Genomic DNA, 20,739 nt, shown 5'->3' with positions numbered 1-20,739 from the left:
GTGACACGCGGGACCCCGCCACGAGGGCGGCCTTACCAACCCGACCACCGTTGCGGTCAAGGCTTAGTCGGGGCCGACCAGGAGGACGAAGGTGCGTGCCAGGCCGAAACGGTCGGTACGCGGCCAGTCCAGGGCGGCGAGCGCCGCGGCGGACGGTTCGTGCCGCTGGCCGTTGATCCGGACCTCGCACTCGGTGGAGTCACCGCCCTGGCCGACAAGCATGCGAACGCCGTTGAGGTACGGGCGGTCGAGCCCGGCCGCGATCACCGGCGCCAGGGTCGACCACGGCATCGCCTCGGCGAACCACTCCTGCTTAGCCTGCGATCCGTCAACGGACCACCCGGTCGCACTGCCGACTATCGCGTGCCAGCCGGCGAACCCGCCCTGGTCGCCGGATCTGAAGTGGTTCGCCAGCCGTCCTTTCTGCTCGATCATCTCCAGGACCGTCACCAGGCAGGTCTCAATCCACGCCTGGATCGCCTGACGGGCCGCCTCGACCGGATCAGCCGCGAGGCCAAGCGTGCAGTCGACGACCGTTGGCACGTCCGGCCGGTCGACGTTCAGCAGGATCTCCAGGTCCAGGTGGCGGTAATCGTCGCTGTCCGACGGAAGAACCCGGACACCCAACGATCCCGACCGCAGCATCGGCCCTTCGGTCAGCAGCCACTGGCCACCGACCTCGGCAAGCATCGGCGCGGCAAGTTCCAGCACACGCTCGGCAGGGAGGGGCTGTGGGGTAGCCCGCTGGTCGATCATGGTGGTTCACAGTACCGGCATCGCTCAGTGCCGTGGGCCGAGCACCACCGTGAACGTCTGAGCCCTAGCGCGGGCGGACTCCCGGCTCCACAGTCAGGGTCCCTGCTGCGGCGTCGATCGTGGCGCGCGAGCCCAGCGGAACGGTGAGCTGACCGTTGCCATGCCCCAGCCGGAGCCCGCCCAGGACCGGCACGCCAAGGTCGTACAGGCGGTCCTTGAGCACGGCCGCCGCGTCCCACTCGCCCGGTTCACCGACACTGTTGGTGATCTGGCCGATGACCACACCGGCGACCCTGGGCAGCACGCCCACCCGGCGCAGCTCGGTCAGCATGCTGTCGATGCTGTACGGAGCCTCGTCCACGTCCTCGAAGAAGAGGATCGCGCCGTCGAACTTCGGGGAGTCCTCCGCGCCGAGCGAGGTGGAGATCAGCGTCAGGCAGCCGCCGAGCAGGGGCCCCGATGCCCGCCCCGGCACCACCACGGAAGCCGCTGTCTCGGCCGGGTCTCGGGAGATCGTGACCGGTGCGGTGGTCATCACCGCCCTGCGGAGCGCCTCGGCCGAGTCGGGGCCGGTGCGGTCGTCACTCCAGTTGACCATGGGGCCGTAGAAGGTGACCAGGCCGGTATCGCGCCACAGCTTGCCGTGGATGCTGGTGATGTCGCTGAAACCGACGACCACCCTGGGGTCCCGGCGCAGAGCGGAGACGTCGATCTGGTCGACGATCCGCTGGGTGCCGTAACCGCCACGGGCGGCGAAGACGGCACGGATTCCCGGGTCGGTGAGGGCGGCGTTCAGGTCGGCCAGCCGCTGTGCGTCGGTGCCGGCCAGATAGCCGTACTTGGTGAAGACATGCTTGCCCAGCTCGACCTCCAGGCCCCAGCTCCGCAGGATCTCGATGCCGCGAGCCATGTTCGTGGGGTCGGGCGTGCTGCCGGGCGAGACGACCCGGACCCGGTCACCGGGTGCCAGCGCCGGTGCCCGCAGGACGCGCTTCGCACCAGCCGGCGCGGCCTGCGCGGACGTGGACTGCGTCGAGCCGACGAGCACCGCGCCGCCGGCCGCCGCCGCTCCCATCCGCAGCATGTGTCGACGGGACAGGGGCAACCGCGCGGGCCCCTGGATCGCGGCTGGGTCTGTTCCAGAAGTGGCCACCGGCGTCCCCTCATCGTGATCAGACGATGCGTGCGAGCTGCCACAGCCTACGACAGTCCTCGATCCGGGTGGGGATCCACAAAGGACGCCTGGCTCAGCTGGCAACCCGAGTGACGCGACTGGCATGTTTTGTGAGGCCCCGGCCGCCGATGGCGGGGAGTCCGGATCCGCGCGTGACCCCGTTTGTGGCGAGGGAGCCTGGGAACTCGCCCCGTTCGTCAGCAGGCAGGCCTGACGGCATGCCGACGAGACCAGAGGAGCGGGGCATGGAGTACGAGCAGATGATCGCCACGGTACGACAGCGCGCGGGCCTCGGTGAGAACGAGGCAGTGCGGTCCATACAGGCCGTCCTGTCGGTGCTCGGTGAACGGCTCGCCGGACAGGAGGCGGACAACCTGGCGGCACAGCTACCGGAGCGGCTGAACGGGTCGGTCACGCGCAACGCGCAGGGCCGTCGGTGGGACGTAGGCGAGTTCCTGAAGCACGTCGGGGACCGCGAACAGGTCGCGAACGCGGACCATGTGCGCCAACACGCCCAGGCGGTGTTGCGTACCGTCGCCGAGGCACTGAACGACGACGAGCGTCATGACCTGCTCGCTCAGCTTCCCGGCGGCATCACCGACCTCTTCGGTGTTCCCACCCCGCGAGGCTGAGCCCCGCGCCGACCGGGCCACCCGTCCGGTGTGCTCACGGGATCGGCCACTCGTGCACCGGCCGGTTGCTGTGCATCAGGTCGACGTAGTGTCGGACCACCTCGCGCAGCGCCTCCGGCCGGTCCAGGTGGTCGGCCGACTCCAACCGGTGCAGCGTCTCCACCTGCCAGGTCGCGCCGTTGCGCCCAGTCAGGCAGCGCTGCTCGATGATGCCGAGCAACCGGTCACGCTCGGCCGGGTCCAGCCCCCACCGGTCCAGGCCGTGATGCGCCATCGGCAGCAACCGGCGCAACACCAACTCGGTGACGGGCAGGTAACCAAGACCGGGCCAGAAGACCTGCGCGTCGATGCCGTGCCGGGCGCAGCTGGTGAAGTTCTCCTCGGCGGCGCTGAACGACATCTGCGACCACAGTGGCCGGTCCGACTCGGCGAGGGCGCGCACCAACCCGAAGTAGAAGGCGCCGTTGGCGATGGTGTCCAGCACGGTCGGGCCGGCGGGCAGCACCCGATTCTCCACCCGCAGGTGCGGCCGGCCACGCGACACGTCGTACACCGGGCGGTTCCACCGGTAGACGGTGCCGTTGTGTAGGCGCAACTCGGCCAGACTGGGCACCTCACCGGCCGCCAGGGCCTGCGCCGGGTCCTCCGGATCGCAGACCGGCAGCAACGCCGGGAAGTAGCGCACGTTCTCCTCGAACAGGTCGAACACGCTGGTGATCCAGCGTTCGCCGAACCAGACCCGGGGGCGTACCCCCTGGGCTTTGATCTCCTCCGACCGGGTGTCGGTGGCCTGCTGGAACAGCGGAATGCGGGTCTCGCGCCACAACTCCCGGCCGAAGAACAGCGGCGAGTTCGCGCCGACCGCGACCTGGACGCCGGCCACCGCCTGGGCGGCGTTCCAGTAGTCGGCGAACTGGGCCGGGCTGACCTGGAGATGGAACTGGGTGCTGGTGCAGGCCGCCTCCGGGGTGATCGTGTCGGCGGTGACCGCCAGACGTTCCACCCCGCTGATGGCGATCGGCAGATCCTCGCCGCGGGCCGCGAAGATCTGCTCGTTGAGCAGCTTGTAACGGGGGTTGGCCGACAGCGTCTCGGCGGTCAGGTGCTCGGGGCGCAGCGTCGGCAGGATGCCGATCATGACCATGTGCGCGCCGATCGCCCGGGCCTTCACCTCGGCGGCGTTGAGGCTGGCCCGCACGTACTCCTCGAAGTCGGCGGTGCCGGTGCCGGTCAGCCGGCGCGGCGGCACGTTGATCTCGACGTTGAACTGGCCCAGCTCGGTCTGAAAGCTCGGGTCGGCGATGGCCGCCAGCACGTCGGCGTTGCGCATCGCCGGATTCGACGCCTCGTCGACCAGGTTCAGCTCGATCTCCACGCCGGTCATCGGCCGGTCGAGGTCGAAGCGGGACTCGCGCAGCATCTCGGCGAAGACATCCAGGCAGCGGCGGACCTTGTCGCGGTAGCGGGCCCGATCCTCTCGACTGAAGGTTCGTACGCCGACGTCCTCGCCCATGGTCACCACCCCGTCACCGCTGGTCCCCCTAACCTCGCACGTGATCGGCGGGCGGGGGAAGACCCGAGGGCCCTTTCCTACCCAACTGCCCGCCCCGTTAGCCCAGCCGGAGCGGACCGATAGCATTGCGGCCCGAGAGGTGGTGGCGTGCGGATGCGCGAGAAGGTGACCCGGCTGTTCGTCGCGGCGGCGATCGCCGAGGCCTGCTCCTGGCTGGCCCTGCTGGTCGGCATGCTGGTCAAGTACGGTCCGCCGGACAACGAGCTCGGCGTCAAGATCTTCGGGCCGATCCATGGCGGCCTGTTCGTCGCGTACGTCCTGCTGGTGCTCGCCGTGGCCCGGCTGCACCGGTGGAGCCTGCTGGCCACGGGGGTGGCCCTGGCCAGCGCGGTACCGCCGTTCGCCACCCTGGCCTTCGAGCGCTGGGCCCGCCGCCGGGGCATGCTCGGCGTCGATCGGCAGCCGGCCCGCGAGCCCGCCCCGGTCGGCTGAGCCGCCGACCCGCCCGCGCACCGCGCCGAGTCGAACCGCCGGGGCCGGTCAGGTCAGCGCGGAGCAGGCCGCGATGCCGGCCAGCAGCAGCGTGCCCAGGAACGCCTGCAACAGCAGTGGCGGCCCGAGGTGCGACCAGAGCGTCGCCGTACGCGGCGTCAGCAACTGCCCGGTGGTGAGGTTGACGATCCGCTCGATCCGGGGCGGCAACTCCGGGTCGCGTTGCGGGCGCAGTGTGAGCTGCACCTGATCCGCCGGGTGCAGGGCGCTCTGCGGCAGGTGACCGTGCAGCTCCACCTCGCAGAGCTGACCGGCGGCGTTGCGGAGCCGCACCGGGGTGACCAGGTATTCCGGACCCTGCTTCAGCTCTTTCCAACGACGGCGGGTGCCGCCGCCGCCGAACGAGAAGAGCGAGCGCAGCAGCAGGGCGGGCAGCCGGGCGAAGGCCGCCGCCGCGAGCACCGCCACCAGCACCGGCTGACCGATGCGCACCTCACGGGTGTAGCCGTCGAGCAGACGGATCAGCCGCCCGGTGACGATTCGTTCCGTCGGGTGCACGATCCGTCGGGTATCGAGTCCGCTGTCCATTCCCACCACCGAGAGTCCGCTTGTGTTCACAGATCGTATCGACGTCCTCGGTTGAACGACGTGAATGAAACCTGGTCACGGGCTCACGGCCGCGAGGTGACATCCCGGGCGACCCGGGTAAGCGGGGGGCCGAGCTGGAAAGGGGTCGAGCATGCAGCTGTCCTTCCTGCGCCCGCTCTACGACCGTCCCGGGCCGTGGTGCTCGGTGTATCTGGACGCCTCCGCGGACACGGAGGACGCCCATCCCGCGTTGGATCTGCGCTGGCGTGCCCTGGAGCGCAGCCTGGCCGAACAGGGGGCGGACGAGGCGAGCATCGCCGCGCTGGACCGGGTGGTCCGAGGTCATGATCCGATGGTCGGGGACTACGGCCTGGCGCTCTTCGCAAGCCGTGGCCAGGTGGTGCTCTCCGAGTACCTGTCCGCGCCGCCACTGCGGGACCTGGCCCACGTCGGCCCGTTGCCGCACGTGATGCCATTGCTCGCCCAGCGCGGCGAACAGGTGGCCTGGGTACGTGTGGTCGCCGACCGGCTCGGCGCCGACGCGATGGCGGTCAGCGCCGGCGGGGTGCCCCGACGAGCGCACGTCGCCGGCCGGGACGAGTACCCGCTGCGACGGGCGAAGCCCGGCGGCTGGTCCCAGTCGCGCTACCAGCGGGCGGCCATGGAGGCGTGGCACCAGAACGCCGGCGACGTCACCGCGGCGACAGTGCAACTGGCCGACCGCGTTGGCGCGGACGTGGTGGTGGTCGCCGGTGACGTCCGGGCCACCGGGATGATCGCCGCCCAGATGCCCGAGCGCTGGCAGGACCTGGTGGTCCGTACCGATGCCGGGTCACGGGCCGGCGGCGCCGACCAGACGATGCTGGACGACCTCACGGTGCAGACCATCGCGGAGATCGCCGACCAGCGGATCAGCGACGCGCTGGACAAGTTCGGCGTGCAGGAGGACGTGGGCGGCGGGCTCGACGCGGTCGTCTCGGCCCTGCAACGCAACCAGGTCGACATGATGCTCATCGTGGACGACCCGTCGGCCAACGGCGAGTTGTGGATCGGCGCGGAACCCACCGAGATCGCCGTCGACCCGGGGCAGCTGGCCGCCATGTCGGTGGCCGACCCGCAGCGGGTACGCGCCGACGCGGCGCTGGTCCGGGCGCTCGTCGGCACGGACGCGGCACTGACAGTGCTCGGCGCCGACGAGGCGCCCGACCTCACCGACGGGGTCGGCGCGGTACTGCGCTACGTCGACCCCAGCACACCGGGACGCGGCAATGGTTGACCGAACGGTTGCGGATGTCGTGGTGGAGCGGTTGCTGGCGTGGCGGGTACCCCGCGCCTTCGGGTACCCGGGCGAGGCGATCGCTCCACTTGTCGACGCGCTGGACCGCACCGGCGGCGAGCCGGCGTTCATCCCGGCCCGGCACGAGGAGACCGCCTCGTTCATGGCCACCGGGCACGCCAAGTTCACCGGCGGCATCGGGGTCTGCCTCGCCACCCAGGGGCCCAGCGCGGTCCAACTGCTCAACGGCCTCTACGACGCGAAGCTGGACAGCAAGCCGGTGGTGGCCATCGTCGGGGAGGACATCTCCGGGCCGCTCGGCGGCGCGCACCAGGAGATCGGGCTGAGCCGGCTCTTCGGGGACGTCTGCAACCAGTTCGTCCGGTACGGCCGCAGCCCGGACGAGGTGGGGGCGCTGCTGGACCAGGCGTTCCGCACGGCGGCGGCGACCCGCAGCCCGACGTGCGTGGTGCTGCCCCGACAGTTGCAGGAGGCGCTGGTGCCCGACCTGCAGTCGTACGGCGCCGGGGTGATCACGGCGACCCCCGGCGAACCGCTGGCCCGGGTCCTGCCGCACGACGCGGACCTGGACGCCGCCGCGCAGTTGCTCGGCGGCGGCCAGCGGACCGCGATCCTGGTGGGCCAGGGTGGTCGGGACGCGGCCGCCGAGATCATCGAGATCGCCGACCGGCTGGGCGCCGGGGTGGCCACCTCACTGCTCGGCAAGCCGGTGCTCGACGAGCGGCTGCCATTCCACACCGGGGTGCTCGGCGAGGTCGGCACCCCGGCGGCGGCCGAGCTGATGGGTGGTTGCGACACGCTGCTGATGGTCGGCACCAACGACCCGTGGACCGACTACTTTCCGATGCCCGAGCAGGCGCGCACCGTGCAGATCGACATCGACGGCCGCCGGATCGGCACCCGCTACCCGGCCGACGTGCCGCTGGTCGGTGATGCCGCCGAGACGCTGCGGGCGCTGCTGCGCCGATTGGGCGGCCGGCCCGAACAGCAGTGGCGCGCCACAGTGGAGAGTTCGGTGGACCGCTGGCGGGAGGTCGCCGCCGAACGGGTCGCCGCCGCCGCGGACCCGGTCAACCCGCAGCTCGTCCTGCAGGAGTTGTCCGCCCGGATGCCGAGCACCGGCGCTGTCGCCGTCGACGTCGGCTCGGTCCTCTACTGGTACGCCCGGCACCTCACCCTGCCACCGGGGGTCGACGCGCAGCTGTGCGGAACTCTCGGCTCGATGGGCTGCGCGCTGCCGTACGCGGTGGCGGCCAAGCTCGCCGCGCCCGACCAGCCGGTGGTAGCGCTGGTCGGTGACGGGGCGATGCAGCTCAACGGGCTCGCCGAACTGATCACCGTCTCGCACCTCTGGCAGCAGTGGCGCGACCCGCGGCTGGTGGTGCTGGTGCTCAACAACCGGGACCAGAACGGCATGGGCGGCGGGCGACAACCGTCGTCCGACCCGACCCACCGCCGCCCCGACGTGCCGTACGCCGGGTGGGCCCGGCTGCTCGGGCTGCACGGGGTGCGGGTGGACCGTCCGGAGCTGGTCGGCGCGGCCTGGGACGAGGCCCTCGCCGCGGACCGTCCCTGCGTACTGGAGGCGGTCGTCGACCCGGCGGTGTCGCTGGCGCCGCCGGAGCCCGCCTTCGCCGACCTGCGGGGCCTGTACGCCGAGGGCGCTCCGGCCCGGAAGGTCCGCGAGCAGGTGGAGGTCACCGCTAACGCCGACGACCTCGTTTAGCCACCCCGGACCAGGGCATGAGTAGCGGCCCAACGACGCTGGAGGTCCCATGTCCGAGTCCGCCGACCGCCGCTACGGTCCCGCGACAGTGCCGACGGCGCGAGGTCCGCTCTCCGCGGAGGTCGTGGAGGCTCTGCGGCACCCGCCGCACGACCTGCCGGCCAATCTCGGCGTCGACCTCTACCCTGCGGACCCGTTCACCGACGAGGACCTGCAGCTGACGCTGTTCCTCTGCTACGAGCTGCACTACCGGGGCTGGCGCGGGGTGGACGAGTCGTGGGAGTGGCAGCCGACGCTACTGGCGCTGCGCGCCCGCTGCGAACGGGTCTTCGAGGCGGCGCTGCGTCGGTTGGTCGGCGCGCCGTCGGTGCCCGCCGCCGGGGTGGCGGCCGGCCTGGCCGAACTGGTCGCGGCCGACGACGGGCCGTCGCTGGCCGCGACGCTGCAACGCCGCGCCGACCTCAACCAGTTCCGCGAGTTCGTCACCCACCGCTCCGTCTACCACCTGCGGGAGGCGGACCCGCACAGCTGGGCGCTGCCCCGCCTCGGTGGTCCGGCCAAGGCCGCGCTCGTGGAGATCCAGACCGACGAGTACGGCAACGGTCGGCTGGACCGGATGCACGCAGAGCTGTTCCGGAGCACCCTCGACCGGCTGGGCCTGGACACCGATTACGGCGCATACGTCGACGTGGCGCCGGCGGTGACGTTGGCGACAAACAACCTGATGTCGCTGTTCGGGCTGCACCGACGGTTGCGCGGCGCGCTGCTCGGGCACCTGGCCGCGTTCGAGATGACCTCCTCGCTGCCGAACCGCCGCTACGGCAACGGGTTGCGCCGGCTCGGCTTCGACGAGGTTGCCACCCGCTTCTACGACGAGCACGTCGAGGCCGACGCGGTGCACGAGCAGATCGCCGCTCACGACATGTGCGGCGGCCTGGTCCGCGCCGAGCCGGCCCTCGCCTCCGACGTGCTCTTCGGCGCTGCGGCTGGGCTCGCCGTGGACCGACTGTTCGCCGCGCACCTGCTGGACAGCTGGGCCGCCGGCCGTAGTTCGCTGCGCGCACCCGCCCCGCCGGCAGTGCCGCCCAAGGTCTCGCTTGTCGCGTCGCCCGAGGTGGCCCCGCCCGCGCTCGTCTGATCCGAGGGGCTCGTCGCATCCGGGAAGCCGACGGATCACGCGTGGGCCTGCGAGCTCAGACGACCGGCTGTTGGGTGGGACGTGCCTCTGGTGCGGCCCCTCCGCGTCCTTTCGCTGTCTGACGCGGCCACGCGGGGTCAGCCCTCACGGGTGCTTCCCGCGCGGAAGTCGATCGCCTTGTGGGTGCCGTCGCAGAAGGGCTTGAGCGCCGACTTTCCGCACCGGCACAACGCCACAGTGCCCCGCCGCGCGTCGATGCGCTCGCCGTCCGGGGTGACCAACTCGAAGTCGCCGCGGACCAGCAGCGGTCCGTCCTCGTACGGGGTGATCGTGGCGGCGGCTGGCTCGCTGGTGTCGTCGGTGCGCATGGCCCCGGAAGTGCCCGTCCTGGCCCTGGCGAAACCCGCGCCGCCGAACGCCGGTGATGACCGGGGCACCCCGCTGACCAGCGGAATGTGCCGCCGGGTGGGTGATGCCCCGTTTGAACCCCATCGGGACGGGAAGCCGGGCCGCGTGGTGAGCGAACGAGGCAAGGTGGGGCCGGTGCACAAGGTGCACAAGGGGCTCACGGCCGATGGTGCCGGTCTCGCCGGCGACCGGGTCGTGGCCGCGGGCAGCTCCGCCCGGGTGCTGGTCGCCGCCACCGCCCGGGCGCTGCGCGGGGTCGACTGCGCCGACCTCGGGCACACCGGGCCGACGTCGCGGTTCCCCGGCGCCCCCGAGCCGGTACGCCGTGCCGCGGTCACCCGCGCCGCCGGCCGGGTCGCGCTCACAGTGGCCCAGATCGACGAGGTGGACGCCGCGAGGGTGGCCCGCTGGTTCGTCGACCAGTACCCCCGTCGGCGCTATCCCGGAGTGCTGATCGGCTCTCCGCACGGCGCGGCCGCGCACCTCGCGGTGGCCCTCGGCGTGCCGTGGCTGCCGGCGGGCTTCGAGATGACAGTGCACTGGTCCGACGGCGCTGTGGACCGCCCGGCGGAGGCAGCGGAGCACGGCGCGGCACTCGCCACCCGGTTGCTCGCCGGCAACGCCGACCTGCACCTGCGCCAGGTGCACTGCCCGGCCAGCCGTGGCGCGCTGACCGGGGCGACCGTGTCGCTGACCGCCGCGTGGAGGGCCCTACCGGCCGCGTACGCGCGGTTTCTGGCCGACCGGCTGGTGCCGGGTGCCCCCGTGCTGCTGGTCCGCGACGCGCGCACCTGGCCGGTGCTGGAGCGCGGACCGGGGCACAGCTTCCAGGTGGGCTGCCCGGGCAGCGGGCTGGACCCGGTGGACTTCCACCCGGACAGCCACGCGTTGCGGCAGGTGCTGCGCTCCGTCGGCGGCGACGCGTCTCGGTGGGAGCCGCCGGAGGTGTCGGTGCCGTCGGCGTACGCCGAGCACGGCGTCGACTCGGGCTTCGAGGTGGCCGCGCGGGACTGGTCCACCGGGCACCAGCACCCACTGCACCGGGTGTTGGTGCCCCGGCCGGCGGCGCTGAGCGCGGGCGTGGCCGACCTGTACCGACGGTGGCTGCGGCGCGCCGGCAAGACCGGTGACCGGTTGGTGGTGGAGTGCGGTCGACTGCTCGACCCGTGGCAGGTGGTGCGGGCGGGGCTGGTGCCGTACTGGTGTGAGAACGCCACCCGCCGCAGCGTCGACGAGGCCGAGTGGTGGCTCGCCGGCAGCGAGGCGTTCAGCTCGGTGGACGTGTTGCCCGAGCCGCCGGGGGTGCGCTCACCCGCGCTGGCCGGGCTGCCGCAGTGGCTGGCCGTGGCCGGCTTCGGCCGGCGGCGTCGGGCGCTGGACCGCACCACCGCCCGGGGCTACCCGGTCACCTCGGTGCCCACCCGCCGGGCCACCGAGGTGCTGCGCGCCCAGCCGTACGACCTGCCCACGCCGCCCCCGCTGGGGGTCGCCGAGGCACTGGCAGTGCTCCGCGACAGCGGCGGCCACCAGGGGTTGTTGGTCTCCTGAGACGGAGCACGCCGAAACATCCTCGCGAACCCGGGGTCCCGTGATTGAGTACCTACGGAGCGGGAACATCGCTGGCTGCGACGGCCTGATTGCGCTGCGTAGAGGCGGTGTCGCCCGCTGGCATCCCAGTCACTGACCCACTTTCCGGCCCGGTGCGTGGCTCGACCACGCGCACGACCGGTTTCCCGATCCGGGCGGGGGACCTTCCTGAGGGAGGCGCGGATGTTCGGACAGACGAGCACGACCACGACCACGACCCCACCACCACCCAACGATCGAGGTCTGGAGGATCTCGACGCGGCGGCGATGGCGTACGCGGCCCGGATCGCCGGGCTGCCGCCGGAGCGGCGGGGGGAGGCCCGGGACGACCTGGTGCGCTTCGCGCTGCCGTTCGCCGGCCGGCTGGCACGCCGCTACCGGGGGCGGGGGGAGCCGCTGGAGGACCTGGAGCAGGTGGCCCGGCTGGGGCTGGTCAACGCCGTCGACCGCTATGACCCGGAACGGGGCTCCTTCACCGCGTACGCCGCGATCACCATCGTGGGCGAGATCAAACGGCACTTCCGGGACCGTACCTGGGGTGTACACGTGCCCCGCCGGCTGCGGGATTTGATCCTCGAGGTGGGGCAGGCCACCGCCGCGCTCACCAGCGAGCTGTCCCGGGCCCCGTCGGTGGCCGAGCTGTCGGCCCGGCTGGAGACACCGGAGGAGGAGATCCTCGCCGCACTGGAGTCGGCGGCCGGCTACAGCCCGGCCTCGCTGAACGCGCCGGTGGGTGGGGAGAGCTCCGCCGAGTTCGGTGACCTGGTCGGCGAGTCCGACAACGCGTTGGAGTCGGTCGACGACCGGGTGACGGTGAGCGGCCTGCTGCACCGACTGCCCTGGCGTGAGCGACGGATCCTCGCGATGCGCTTCTACGGCAACCAGACCCAGGCGGAGATCGCCGCCCGGTTCGGCATCTCGCAGATGCATGTGTCCCGGCTGCTGTCGCGGGCGCTCACCTGGCTGCGTCAGGCGATGCTCGCCGACGCGCCGCCGCCATGGCAGAACGGCGCCGCCGAACCCGACCCGGGCAAGACCCGGATCTCGGTCAAGCAGAACGGCGACTCGGTGGTGGTCGAGGTCGGCGGCGAGATCGACCGCGACGGCGCGGACCAGCTGCGCCGGGCCATGCTGGAGGCGGTCACCGGCCAGCCCAGCGAGGTGGTCGTCGACCTGGTCGGCGCGGGTGGCTTCGACGCCGGTGGGATCGCCGCGCTGATGGCCGGTCGGGACGCGGCGGAGCGGACCGGGGTGCCGCTGCGGCTGACCCGGGTCCAGCCCGCGGTACGCCGCTCGCTCACCGCCGCCGGCCTGTCGCCGGCCCGGGACTGACGCACACGGACACGCGAAGGGCCGACACCCCGCTGGGTGTCGGCCCTTCCGCGCGTACCCCTGGTCAGTGCTCTTCGGGGTTGCCGTCGCTGTGCGGGTGGCGCCAACGCTCGTGCGGCTTCGGCGCGTCCTCGGCGTCCTTCGGTGGGTCGCTCTGCTCGAAGCTCGGCCGGCGGACGCCCTCGGGCTCCGGCACGTCCACCGGCCGGGCGCCGGAGCGCGGCGCCGGCTGGTAGTCGACAGCGTCGCGGGCGCCGTGCGCGCCCTCGGCGGACGGCGACTCCGGGGCGTGGTGCTCCAACCGGAACTCCTCGGCGAACTGCTGCGGCGGCTTGGTGGTGCGCTGCGGCAGGTCGCGGCCCAGATCGGCGACGAGCGGGCCGTACTTCAGGTCGAAGGCGGGGCGCTCGGAGCGGATCCGGGGCATCCGGTCGAAGTTACGCAGCGGCGGCGGGCAACTGGTGGCCCATTCGAGGGAGTTGCCGAAGCCCCACGGGTCGTCCACCGTCACCACAGCCCCGTACCGCCAGGACTTCCAGGCGTTGTAGATGAAGAAGAGGGTGGACAGGCCGAGGATGAACGCGAAGATGCTGGAGATCGTGTTGAGAGTGGTGAAGCCGTCGGTGGGCAGGTAGTCGGCGTACCGGCGCGGCATGCCCTCGCTGCCCAGCCAGTGGTGCACCAGGAAGGTGCCGTGGAAGCCGATGAACATGGTCCAGAAGTGCGCCTTGCCGAGCCGCTCGTCGAGCAGGCGCCCGGTCATCTTCGGCCACCAGAAGTAGTAGCCGCCGAAGAGGGCGAAGACCACTGTGCCGAACACCACGTAGTGGAAGTGCGCCACCACGAAGTAGCTGTCGTGGGTGTGCCAGTCGACCGGCGGGCTGGCCAGCAGGACGCCGGTGAGGCCGCCGAGCAGGAAGGTGACCAGGAAGCCGATGGCGAACAGCATCGGCGTCTCGAAGGTGAGCTGGCCCTTCCACATGGTGCCGATCCAGTTGAAGAACTTCACACCGGTGGGCACCGCGATCAGGTAGCTCAGGATGCTGAAGAACGGCAGCAGCACCTGGCCGGTGGCGAACATGTGGTGCGCCCAGACCGTCATCGACAGCACGGTGATGGCGATGGTGGCCAGCACGATCCCCGTGTAGCCGAAGAGTGGCTTGCGGGAGAAGACCGGGATGATCTCGGTGATGATGCCGAAGAACGGCAACGCGATGATGTAGACCTCGGGATGGCCGAAGAACCAGAACAGGTGCTGCCAGAGCATCGGGCCGCCGGTGGCCGCGTCGTACACGTGCGCGTTGAGCAACCGGTCGGCCGAGAGCGCCAGCAGCGCGGCGGCCAGCAGCGGGAAGACGAGGATCACCAGCACGCTGGTGAACAGCATGTTCCAGGTGAAGATCGGCATCCGAAACATGGTCATGCCGGGCGCGCGCAGGGTGAGGATCGTGGTGATCAGGTTGACCGCGCCGAGGATGGTGCCGAGCCCGGAGACGACCAGGCCGAGCACCCACATGTTCGCGCCCACGCCGGGGCTGTTCTCGACGCTGCTCAGCGGGACGTAGGCGGTCCAGCCGAAGTCCGCCGAGCCGCCCGGGGCGAGGAACCCGCCGACCACCATGAGGCCGCCGAAGAGGTAGAGCCAGTAGGCGAGCGCGTTGAGACGGGGGAACGACACGTCCGGTGCGCCGATCTGGATCGGCACGATGTAGTTGGCGAACCCGAACGCCGCCGGCGTGGCGAACAGCAGCAGCATCACCGCGCCGTGCGAGGTGAAGAGCTGGTTGTACTGCTCGGAGGAGAGGAACTGCATCCCCGGGCGGGCCAGTTCGGCCCGGATCAGCATCGCCTCCAGGCCGGCCAGCAGGAAGAACCCGAAGGAGGTCAGCAGATACAGCAGGCCGATCTGCTTGTGGTCGGTAGTGGCGAGGAACTTGATCAGAGAGTTGCCGGGGATCGGCGCCCGTACCGCTCCCGGGAAGCCCCCGAAACGTGCCGGTGCCAGGATCGCCGGGCCCCGATCGCGACCGGGTTCCGTGGTTACCCGCTTGGGCATGGCTGCTCACCCCGTCGTGACGGTAGAAAGGACGGGCGTGCCTACCCGACCCTCGCACCATGTAACCAGGCCAGAGCGGTAAATTCGGTCAGAACGCTGGTACCGGGCGCAAGCGCCTCGAACCCTCAGGTTGCCGGCAGCATCGCCCAGACGGCCTTGCCCTGACCGGCAGGCACGCTGCCCCACCGCTGGGTCAGCTCCCGGACCAGCATCAATCCTCGCCCACCCTCGGCGTGCAGGTCCGTCCCGCCCGCACGGGCCTCGGCGCTGCTGCCGTCCACCACCGCCAGGTGCAGATACGGCCGGCGCAGGGTCACCGTCACCTGCATCGGCGTGCCGGCGTGGCGCACCACGTTGCCCACCAGCTCGCTCAGCACCAACGCGGCCGGGCCGGACGCGTCGGGCAGGTTCCACCGCGCACACGCCTCGGTGACCAACTCGCGGGCCCGCCGGCAGGCCCCGGCGACCGGCTCCAGCCGGGCCCGCATCCGCAACGTGGACGTCGTGCCGGCCAACCGGGTCGCCTCCGCGCAGTCCGCGGAGACCGGGAGCACCCGGCACGTGGTCGACTCGGCCAGCCATCGCGCGGCGATCGGCGACGGGGAGCAGAGCAGCACCGGCACCGCCGGCCACTCCTCGGCCCGGCGGGCGGTCGCGGCGAACACTGACAGCGCCAACCGGTCCTCCACGCTCACCCCGGCCATGTCGACAACCAGCGCCTCCGGCTGGTCGACCAGCGCGTCGCTGAGCGCCTTGTGCACCGAGCGCATCGTGCCCAGGTGCAGGGGACCGGTGAGCCGGACGACCGCCACCGGTGCAGTGGTACGCACCTCGCAGGTGATCCCGCTCGACATCGGCGCCTCAATTCGCTGCTGGGTCGGGATCTGCCAACTACCCGAGGTCGTTCCCGATCAAACCGGACCGACGGCGGGGCGACGCACGTCACGCCCCGCAACCCCAGGTCAGGGGCGGGGCCGGCCGGTCAGGACGGGGATCGGCGGTCAGCGACGGGGCCGGCCGGTCAGGACGCCCAGTGCGATCATGCCGACGCCGAGCCCCAGGTGCAGCCAGTCGTCGGCGTCGTTGACCGGCAGCACGTTCGCCCCGGTGTCGTGATCCACTGCCAGCCCGTAGAGCCAGAGCACCAGGTAGACCGCGCCACCGCCGATCAGGAACGCCCGAGCGCCGGTGACCGTCCGGGCCAACAGCAGACCCACCACCCCGTACGCCAGGTGCACCAGGTTGTGCAGCACCGACACCTGGAAGACGCCGAACAGGTACGCGCCCGAGTCGTGGCCGGCGAAGCGCAGCGCGTCCATCCCGGTGGTGACCCCCGGCACGAAGCCGAGCACGCCGACCAGCAGGAACAGCACCCCCACCGTTGCCGCCGCGCGCCGGACCGGCGGTTTGCCGTCGGCCGGGTTCGGTCGGGCCCGGGAGTGCGCCATCGGTCCGACCATTCCCGGCTCCTCGTCGCGCGGCGGGCATGAGCGCTGCCGGCTACCCGCTGGCGCGACAGGCAAACCGGCCGGCCCCGCCGTCGGTCAGGCCGGCAGCAACCGCGGCGCGCTCGCCGACTGTCGGACCCGCTCGTACAGCTCGACGTAACGCTGCGCCATCACCGCGGGCGTGAAGCGCCGCGCTGCCACCCGCCGGCACTCGTCGGGGTCGAGCAACTCGGCGGCGAGGACGAGGTCGCCCAACTCCTCCTCGTCGGTGGTGAGCAGCCCGGTGCGGCCGTGCTCGATCAGCTCCGGCAGGCAGCCCCGGGCGGTGGCCACCACCGGCGTACCCAGAGCGAGCGACTCCACGACCGCAGTGCCGCCCGGCTCCTCCCACCGCAGCGGGAACAGCGACGCGCGGGCGCTGGCGAGCAGGTCGTCACGCTCCTGGCCGGCCACTGTGCCGACCCAGCGGACCAGGTCACCGTCGACGTGCGGTGCCACCTCGTCGAGGAAGAACCGTACGTCCGGGTTCTGCCGGGCCTCGTCGCCGGCCGCGGCCAGGTCGGCCGGCCGGTGGTACGGGCCGACGGGGCCGGCCAGCACCAGCGGAATACCGACCCGGTGCGCGAGCCGGGCGCCCACGTCCTGCCCCTTACCCGGGTTGATCCGGCCCAGGATGAGCAGGTGCTCGCCCTTGTCCGGTCGGGGCCGCCGGTCGGCGTCGACGGCGAGCGGCGTGGACAGGTGCACGTGCCCCACCGAGTGCTCCCGCAGCGCCAGCGGGGCGCGGGCCAGCTGCGACGCGGAGACGCCGTTGACCCGGACCCGGTCGCCGCCGTCCAGGCTGCCGTAGAGCGCCGGGTGCTTGGCCAGGTCCCAGTGCAGGGTGTGCAGGGTCGGCGGTCCGGCCGGCCCCATCGCGGCGAGGGTGGCCAGCCCGACCGCCTCGACGTGATCGTGCACCAGGTCGATGTCGTCGCGGGAGTGCAGCTCCCGGACGACCCCGGCGAGGTGGGCCTGGGCGATCCCGCAAACCTGGTTGTACGGCCGCTGCAACGCGGCGAACTGTCCGTCGGCGAAGACCGAGAGCTGCTCGTCCACCGGCAGGGTGCTGCTGCCCACCGAGGCGAGCACCACCCGGACGCCGAGTCGCCGCAGCTCCGGCACCAGCGTGGCGATGACGTTCTCGATGCCGCCGTAGCCGGGCGGTGGCACCGACAGCCACGGGCCGGCGTTCATCAGCACGGTGAGGCTCGTCGCGCTCACGCGGCGGCCACCCGGCGGCGGGGCACCCGGTGGCGCAGTTCGGCCAACGGCGGGCGTTCCTCGATGGAGACGTCGCTGACCACGATCTCGCGGTCCAGGTTGGGCAGGGTGTCCGAACCACCGCGACGGAACTGGGTCAGCATCGCCTCGGGCGCCAGACCGGGGGTGGCCCAGCCGCGCCGTTGCAACCGGGACCAGGCGGTCAACATGATCTGCGCGGACATCCGGCCGAGGGCCGCGGTGTCCTGGTGGCGGTGCTTGCGCTCACCGAGGTCGACCTGCGCCAGCGCGTCCAGGCCGACCAGGTCGAGCAGATCGATCATCATGGCCGTCTCCACCCCGTACCCGGAGACGAACGGCACCTGGGCCAGCACGTCCCGGCGGCCCGCGTACTCGCCGGCGAGCGGCTGCACGAAGCCGGCCAGCTCGGGCCAGAAGAGGTTGAGCAGCGGCCGGGCCATCAACTCGGTCACCCGGCCCCCGCCGTCCTGCTCCACGCTGGCGGTGCCCACCAGGGGCCGGTGGTAGAAGCCCTTCACGAAGTCGACCGACGGGTCGGTCAACAGCGGACCGAGCAGCCCGCTCACGAAGTGCGGCCGGAACTCCCGCAGGTCGGCGTCGATGAACGCCACCACGTCTCCCTCGGCGGCGGCCAGCCCGGCCCAGAGCGCGTCGCCCTTGCCGGTGAGCCGGGGCAACCCCCGGGTCATCGCGTCCTGACTCACCACCTCCGCGCCGGCGGCGCGGGCCACCTGGGCGGTCCGGTCCGTCGAGCGGGAATCCACCACGATCAGCTCGTCGACCAGGGCCACCCGATCCATCAGGTGCTCCCTGATGGTCGACACGATCGCGCCGACGGTGGCCTCCTCGTTGCGTGCCGGCAGCACCACGCTGACCCGGGTCTCACCCTTGGCGCGCATCAGCCGACGGGTCGGCCAGTCGGCCGCCGACGTCGTCCGGTACGTGGCCCATGCCTCCACCACCGGCGACACGCTCGATGTCATATCCCGCACGGGCACCCCTCCGTTCGTGCGTGGAAAAACCGAATTTGGTTGTTCCCATTCCTCATCACGCGCTAACCGCATTCTCGGCAACAGCTTGATCACAGAGGTGACGACAATTCGTTCCCGGGGGATGAACGTTTGATTGCGCACACCCCAGGGGACTGCTCCCATCGCACATGAAACGTCTTCGAAGGGGTGTCGGGATGCGGAACTGCCGGGTGGGTCTGGTCGGAGCCGGCGGCGTGGCACAGCGTCACGCGCGGGTACTGGCCGGGTTCGACGACGTCGAGCTGGTCGGCGTCACCGACGTCGCGCCGGAGGCCGCGTCCGCGCTGGTCGCACAGCACGGCGGGCGGGTCCACGCCGACGTCGCCGAGCTGCTGGCCGCCGATCTGGACGCCGTGTACGTCTGCGTGCCACCGTTCGCGCACGGCCCCGCCGAGGAGGCGGTGATCGAGGCCGGGGTGCCGATGTTCGTGGAGAAGCCCGTCGCTGTCGACCTGAGCACCGCCGAGCGGATCGCCGACCTGGTCGCGCGGCGTGGGCTGCGCACCGCCGTCGGTCACCACTGGCGCTATCTGAGCGTGCTCGACCAGGCCCGCGACCTGCTCGCCGACCGTCCGGTGCGGATGGTCAGCGGCGCCTGGCTGGACAAGGTGCCCCCGGTGGCGTGGTGGTCGCGGCGGGACCGCTCCGGCGGGCCGGTGGTCGAGCAGGCCGCCCACGTGCTCGACCTGATCCGGGTGCTGGCCGGCGATGTCACCGAGGTCACCGCGTACGGCAACGGCACCCCACCGCCGGTCGACGGCGCCGACATCGACTCGGTGACCACCGCCACGCTGCGCTTCGCCGACGGCGCGGTCGGCACGCTCAGCGCCGCCTGCGTCCTCGGCTGGAAGCACCGCGCCGGCCTGGAGATCCTCGCCGACGGGCTGGCCCTCGCGCTCACCGAGGACGGGCTGTCGATCCGCGACGCCGACGGCGAACGACACGTCCCCGCCGACCCGGAAGCCGCCCGGGTGGCGGTGGACCGCGCCTTCGTCGACGCCGTCCGCGGCATCGGCGACGACGTGCGCGTCCCGTACGCCGAGGCCCTCGCGACCCAGCGCCTGGCCCTCGCGGTGGCCGACTCGGCCCGTACCGGCGCCACAGTGCGGCTCGCCACCGCGACCGCGCCCGCGGTGCTCGCCACCGGGGTGACGGTCGATGCGTGACAAGGTCGTGGTGGTCACCGGTCCCGGCCGGGTCGACCTCGTCGAGCAGGACGCCGCCCCGCTGCGCCCCGGCACGTTCCGGGTCGAGACGCTGTTCAGCGGTGTCTCCGCCGGCACCGAGCTGAGCTACGTCAAGGGCACGAACCCCTACCTGAACGTCACCTGGAACGCCGACCTGGGCCTGTTCCAGCCGGGCGCGGCCAGCACGCCCTACCCGGTGACCCGACTCGGCTACATGCAGGTCGGCAGGGTGGTGGAGAGCGAGACCCCGGCCGTCGCGGTGGGCACGGTCGGCGCGATGACGTACGGGCACCGCACCGGCTGGCTGGCCGACCCGGTCGCCGAACGGTTCGTGGCGCTGCCCGACGACCTGGACCCGCTGCTCGGTGTGTACGTCGCGCACATGGGCCCGATCTGCGCCAACGGTCTGCTGCACGCCGCCGCCGACCTGCACGGCACCGACGTCCGCGCGCTCGGCGACGGGGTACGCGGCCGACGGGTCGCCGTCGTCGGCGCCGGTGTCGTGGCGCTGCTGACGGCGTTGTTCGCCCGCCGCAACGGCGCCGCGTCGGTGGTGGTGCTCGACCCCACCCCGCAGCGCCGCCAGGTGGCCGAGGCGCTCGGCCTGGAAACCCTCGACCCCGAGGCGGACGACCCGGCGGTGGTGCTCAAGACCCGCTGGGCGCACACCGCCGGCGACCGGGGCGCCGACGTGGTGTTCCAGTGCCGGGGGCAGGCGTGGGCGCTGCACCTCGCCCTGCGGCTGCTGCGGCCCCAGGGCACCGTCATCGACCTCGCCTTCTACCAGGGCGGCGCGGACGCGGTCCGCCTCGGTGAGGAGTTCCACCACAACGGGCTGTCGCTGCGCTGCGCCCAGATCGGCCGGGTGCCGCGCGGGCTCGCGCCCACCTGGGACCGGGAGCGGCTCTCCGCTGAGACCGTCGACCTGCTCAGGGCGTACGGCGACGCGATCCGCAAGCACCTCGTCTCGGCGGTGGTGCCGTTCGACGAGGCGCCCGCCCTCCTCACCGACCTGGCCGACCGTCGCCGCCAGGAGCTTCAGGTGGTGCTCGCCTCCTGACCCGCCGTCGCCGCGTGCCGGGGGCGGCTA

19 protein-coding genes are annotated in these 20,739 nt (G+C 72.2%); 9 read left to right on the top strand and 10 right to left on the bottom strand.

Going from position 1 to position 20,739, the window contains the following annotated elements:
* Window positions 1–63 precede the first annotated feature (63 nt).
* Both AB0C19_RS19005 and AB0C19_RS19000 read right to left on the bottom strand, forming a co-directional pair.
* Window positions 64–756 carry a DUF6348 family protein gene (locus AB0C19_RS19005; protein WP_357186831.1) on the bottom strand — a complete coding sequence of 231 codons (693 nt, stop codon included), beginning with the start codon at window positions 754–756 and terminating at the stop codon, window positions 64–66.
* Window positions 757–820: 64 nt separating this feature from the next.
* Entirely contained in the window at window positions 821–1,840 is a 1,020-nt protein-coding gene (locus tag AB0C19_RS19000) for an LD-carboxypeptidase (RefSeq protein ID WP_357186828.1), read from the bottom strand.
* 335 nt (window positions 1,841–2,175) lie between these two features.
* Here AB0C19_RS19000 and AB0C19_RS18995 point away from each other — a divergent pair, with 335 nt between their 5' ends.
* Entirely contained in the window at window positions 2,176–2,562 is a 387-nt protein-coding gene (locus AB0C19_RS18995) for a DUF2267 domain-containing protein (RefSeq protein WP_357186825.1), read from the top strand.
* Between the two features lie 34 nt (window positions 2,563–2,596).
* Here the strand turns inward: AB0C19_RS18995 and AB0C19_RS18990 are convergent, their stop codons facing one another.
* Window positions 2,597–4,075, bottom strand: a complete 1,479-nt coding sequence (locus AB0C19_RS18990; protein WP_357186822.1) for a glutamate--cysteine ligase — start codon at window positions 4,073–4,075, stop codon at window positions 2,597–2,599.
* A gap of 153 nt (window positions 4,076–4,228) precedes the next feature.
* Between AB0C19_RS18990 and AB0C19_RS18985 the strand changes: the two genes are divergently transcribed.
* Complete coding sequence (locus tag AB0C19_RS18985) at window positions 4,229–4,567, top strand: DUF3817 domain-containing protein (protein ID WP_357187052.1); 339 nt, start codon at window positions 4,229–4,231, stop codon at window positions 4,565–4,567.
* A 48-nt stretch (window positions 4,568–4,615) separates the two neighbouring features.
* On the opposite strand, the gene AB0C19_RS18980 is transcribed toward AB0C19_RS18985, so the two are convergent.
* Window positions 4,616–5,164 carry a hypothetical protein gene (locus AB0C19_RS18980; protein ID WP_357187049.1) on the bottom strand — a complete coding sequence of 183 codons (549 nt, stop codon included), beginning with the start codon at window positions 5,162–5,164 and terminating at the stop codon, window positions 4,616–4,618.
* A 142-nt stretch (window positions 5,165–5,306) separates the two neighbouring features.
* Here AB0C19_RS18980 and AB0C19_RS18975 point away from each other — a divergent pair, with 142 nt between their 5' ends.
* Genes AB0C19_RS18975 through AB0C19_RS18965 form a run of 3 tightly spaced genes read left to right on the top strand, consistent with a single transcriptional unit; the run spans window position 5,307 to window position 9,316 of the window.
* On the top strand, window positions 5,307–6,431 hold the full coding sequence (locus AB0C19_RS18975) for a Vms1/Ankzf1 family peptidyl-tRNA hydrolase (RefSeq protein WP_357186819.1): 1,125 nt from the start codon (window positions 5,307–5,309) through the stop codon (window positions 6,429–6,431).
* A complete protein-coding gene (locus tag AB0C19_RS18970) occupies window positions 6,424–8,178 on the top strand; it encodes a thiamine pyrophosphate-binding protein (protein ID WP_357186816.1) in 1,755 nt (584 codons plus the stop codon). Before AB0C19_RS18975 ends, AB0C19_RS18970 begins: the two co-directional genes overlap by 8 nt.
* 49 nt (window positions 8,179–8,227) lie before the next feature.
* The gene (locus AB0C19_RS18965; protein WP_357186813.1) at window positions 8,228–9,316 is read left to right on the top strand and encodes an iron-containing redox enzyme family protein; all 1,089 of its coding nucleotides are present in this window, start codon (window positions 8,228–8,230) and stop codon (window positions 9,314–9,316) included.
* A gap of 137 nt (window positions 9,317–9,453) precedes the next feature.
* Here the strand turns inward: AB0C19_RS18965 and AB0C19_RS18960 are convergent, their stop codons facing one another.
* Entirely contained in the window at window positions 9,454–9,684 is a 231-nt protein-coding gene (locus AB0C19_RS18960) for a CDGSH iron-sulfur domain-containing protein (RefSeq protein ID WP_357186810.1), read from the bottom strand.
* A 145-nt stretch (window positions 9,685–9,829) separates the two neighbouring features.
* Here AB0C19_RS18960 and AB0C19_RS18955 point away from each other — a divergent pair, with 145 nt between their 5' ends.
* Both AB0C19_RS18955 and AB0C19_RS18950 read left to right on the top strand, forming a co-directional pair.
* On the top strand, window positions 9,830–11,272 hold the full coding sequence (locus AB0C19_RS18955) for a hypothetical protein (protein ID WP_357186806.1): 1,443 nt from the start codon (window positions 9,830–9,832) through the stop codon (window positions 11,270–11,272).
* A gap of 222 nt (window positions 11,273–11,494) precedes the next feature.
* Complete coding sequence (locus AB0C19_RS18950; RefSeq protein ID WP_210784335.1) at window positions 11,495–12,643, top strand: SigB/SigF/SigG family RNA polymerase sigma factor; 1,149 nt, start codon at window positions 11,495–11,497, stop codon at window positions 12,641–12,643.
* Window positions 12,644–12,707: 64 nt separating this feature from the next.
* Here the strand turns inward: AB0C19_RS18950 and ctaD are convergent, their stop codons facing one another.
* From ctaD to AB0C19_RS18925, 5 genes are all read right to left on the bottom strand, one after another.
* Window positions 12,708–14,699, bottom strand: a complete 1,992-nt coding sequence (gene ctaD / locus AB0C19_RS18945; protein ID WP_357186803.1) for a cytochrome c oxidase subunit I — start codon at window positions 14,697–14,699, stop codon at window positions 12,708–12,710.
* Between the two features lie 125 nt (window positions 14,700–14,824).
* The gene (locus tag AB0C19_RS18940) at window positions 14,825–15,553 is read right to left on the bottom strand and encodes an ATP-binding protein (protein WP_357186800.1); all 729 of its coding nucleotides are present in this window, start codon (window positions 15,551–15,553) and stop codon (window positions 14,825–14,827) included.
* A 147-nt stretch (window positions 15,554–15,700) separates the two neighbouring features.
* Window positions 15,701–16,159: a DUF4383 domain-containing protein gene (locus AB0C19_RS18935; RefSeq protein ID WP_357186797.1), complete on the bottom strand. Its 459-nt coding sequence runs from the start codon at window positions 16,157–16,159 to the stop codon at window positions 15,701–15,703.
* Between the two features lie 84 nt (window positions 16,160–16,243).
* Window positions 16,244–17,383 carry a glycosyltransferase gene (locus AB0C19_RS18930; protein ID WP_357187046.1) on the bottom strand — a complete coding sequence of 380 codons (1,140 nt, stop codon included), beginning with the start codon at window positions 17,381–17,383 and terminating at the stop codon, window positions 16,244–16,246.
* Between the two features lie 23 nt (window positions 17,384–17,406).
* Entirely contained in the window at window positions 17,407–18,423 is a 1,017-nt protein-coding gene (locus AB0C19_RS18925) for a glucosyl-3-phosphoglycerate synthase (RefSeq protein ID WP_357186794.1), read from the bottom strand.
* 194 nt (window positions 18,424–18,617) lie between these two features.
* On the opposite strand from AB0C19_RS18925, the gene AB0C19_RS18920 reads away from it, so the two are divergent.
* A complete protein-coding gene (locus AB0C19_RS18920; protein WP_357186791.1) occupies window positions 18,618–19,628 on the top strand; it encodes a Gfo/Idh/MocA family oxidoreductase in 1,011 nt (336 codons plus the stop codon).
* Window positions 19,621–20,709, top strand: a complete 1,089-nt coding sequence (locus AB0C19_RS18915) for a zinc-binding alcohol dehydrogenase (RefSeq protein WP_357186788.1) — start codon at window positions 19,621–19,623, stop codon at window positions 20,707–20,709. Before AB0C19_RS18920 ends, AB0C19_RS18915 begins: the two co-directional genes overlap by 8 nt.
* The last annotated feature ends 30 nt before the right edge of the window (window positions 20,710–20,739 follow it).

It is taken from the genome of Micromonospora sp. NPDC048842 (assembly GCF_040649935.1).
Taxonomy (GTDB): domain Bacteria; phylum Actinomycetota; class Actinomycetes; order Mycobacteriales; family Micromonosporaceae; genus Micromonospora; species Micromonospora hortensis.
This window is presented reverse-complemented; position numbering and strand designations above follow the sequence as displayed.

Bases quoted from the DNA above. Each gene is read 5' to 3' on its own strand.
- ctaD (WP_357186803.1), bottom strand. From the start codon at position 14,699: ATGCCCAAGCGGGTAACCACGGAACCCGGTCGCGATCGGGGCCCGGCG.
- AB0C19_RS18985 (WP_357187052.1), top strand. From the start codon at position 4,229: ATGCGCGAGAAGGTGACCCGGCTGTTCGTCGCGGCGGCGATCGCCGAG.
- AB0C19_RS18975 (WP_357186819.1), top strand. From the start codon at position 5,307: ATGCAGCTGTCCTTCCTGCGCCCGCTCTACGACCGTCCCGGGCCGTGG.
- AB0C19_RS18995 (WP_357186825.1), top strand. From the start codon at position 2,176: ATGGAGTACGAGCAGATGATCGCCACGGTACGACAGCGCGCGGGCCTC.
- AB0C19_RS19000 (WP_357186828.1), bottom strand. From the start codon at position 1,840: ATGCTGCGGATGGGAGCGGCGGCGGCCGGCGGCGCGGTGCTCGTCGGC.
- AB0C19_RS18940 (WP_357186800.1), bottom strand. From the start codon at position 15,553: ATGTCGAGCGGGATCACCTGCGAGGTGCGTACCACTGCACCGGTGGCG.
- AB0C19_RS18970 (WP_357186816.1), top strand. From the start codon at position 6,424: ATGGTTGACCGAACGGTTGCGGATGTCGTGGTGGAGCGGTTGCTGGCG.
- AB0C19_RS18960 (WP_357186810.1), bottom strand. From the start codon at position 9,684: ATGCGCACCGACGACACCAGCGAGCCAGCCGCCGCCACGATCACCCCG.
- AB0C19_RS18935 (WP_357186797.1), bottom strand. From the start codon at position 16,159: ATGGTCGGACCGATGGCGCACTCCCGGGCCCGACCGAACCCGGCCGAC.
- AB0C19_RS18915 (WP_357186788.1), top strand. From the start codon at position 19,621: ATGCGTGACAAGGTCGTGGTGGTCACCGGTCCCGGCCGGGTCGACCTC.
- AB0C19_RS18920 (WP_357186791.1), top strand. From the start codon at position 18,618: ATGCGGAACTGCCGGGTGGGTCTGGTCGGAGCCGGCGGCGTGGCACAG.
- AB0C19_RS18950 (WP_210784335.1), top strand. From the start codon at position 11,495: ATGTTCGGACAGACGAGCACGACCACGACCACGACCCCACCACCACCC.
- AB0C19_RS19005 (WP_357186831.1), bottom strand. From the start codon at position 756: ATGATCGACCAGCGGGCTACCCCACAGCCCCTCCCTGCCGAGCGTGTG.
- AB0C19_RS18930 (WP_357187046.1), bottom strand. From the start codon at position 17,383: ATGAACGCCGGCCCGTGGCTGTCGGTGCCACCGCCCGGCTACGGCGGC.
- AB0C19_RS18965 (WP_357186813.1), top strand. From the start codon at position 8,228: ATGTCCGAGTCCGCCGACCGCCGCTACGGTCCCGCGACAGTGCCGACG.
- AB0C19_RS18990 (WP_357186822.1), bottom strand. From the start codon at position 4,075: ATGGGCGAGGACGTCGGCGTACGAACCTTCAGTCGAGAGGATCGGGCC.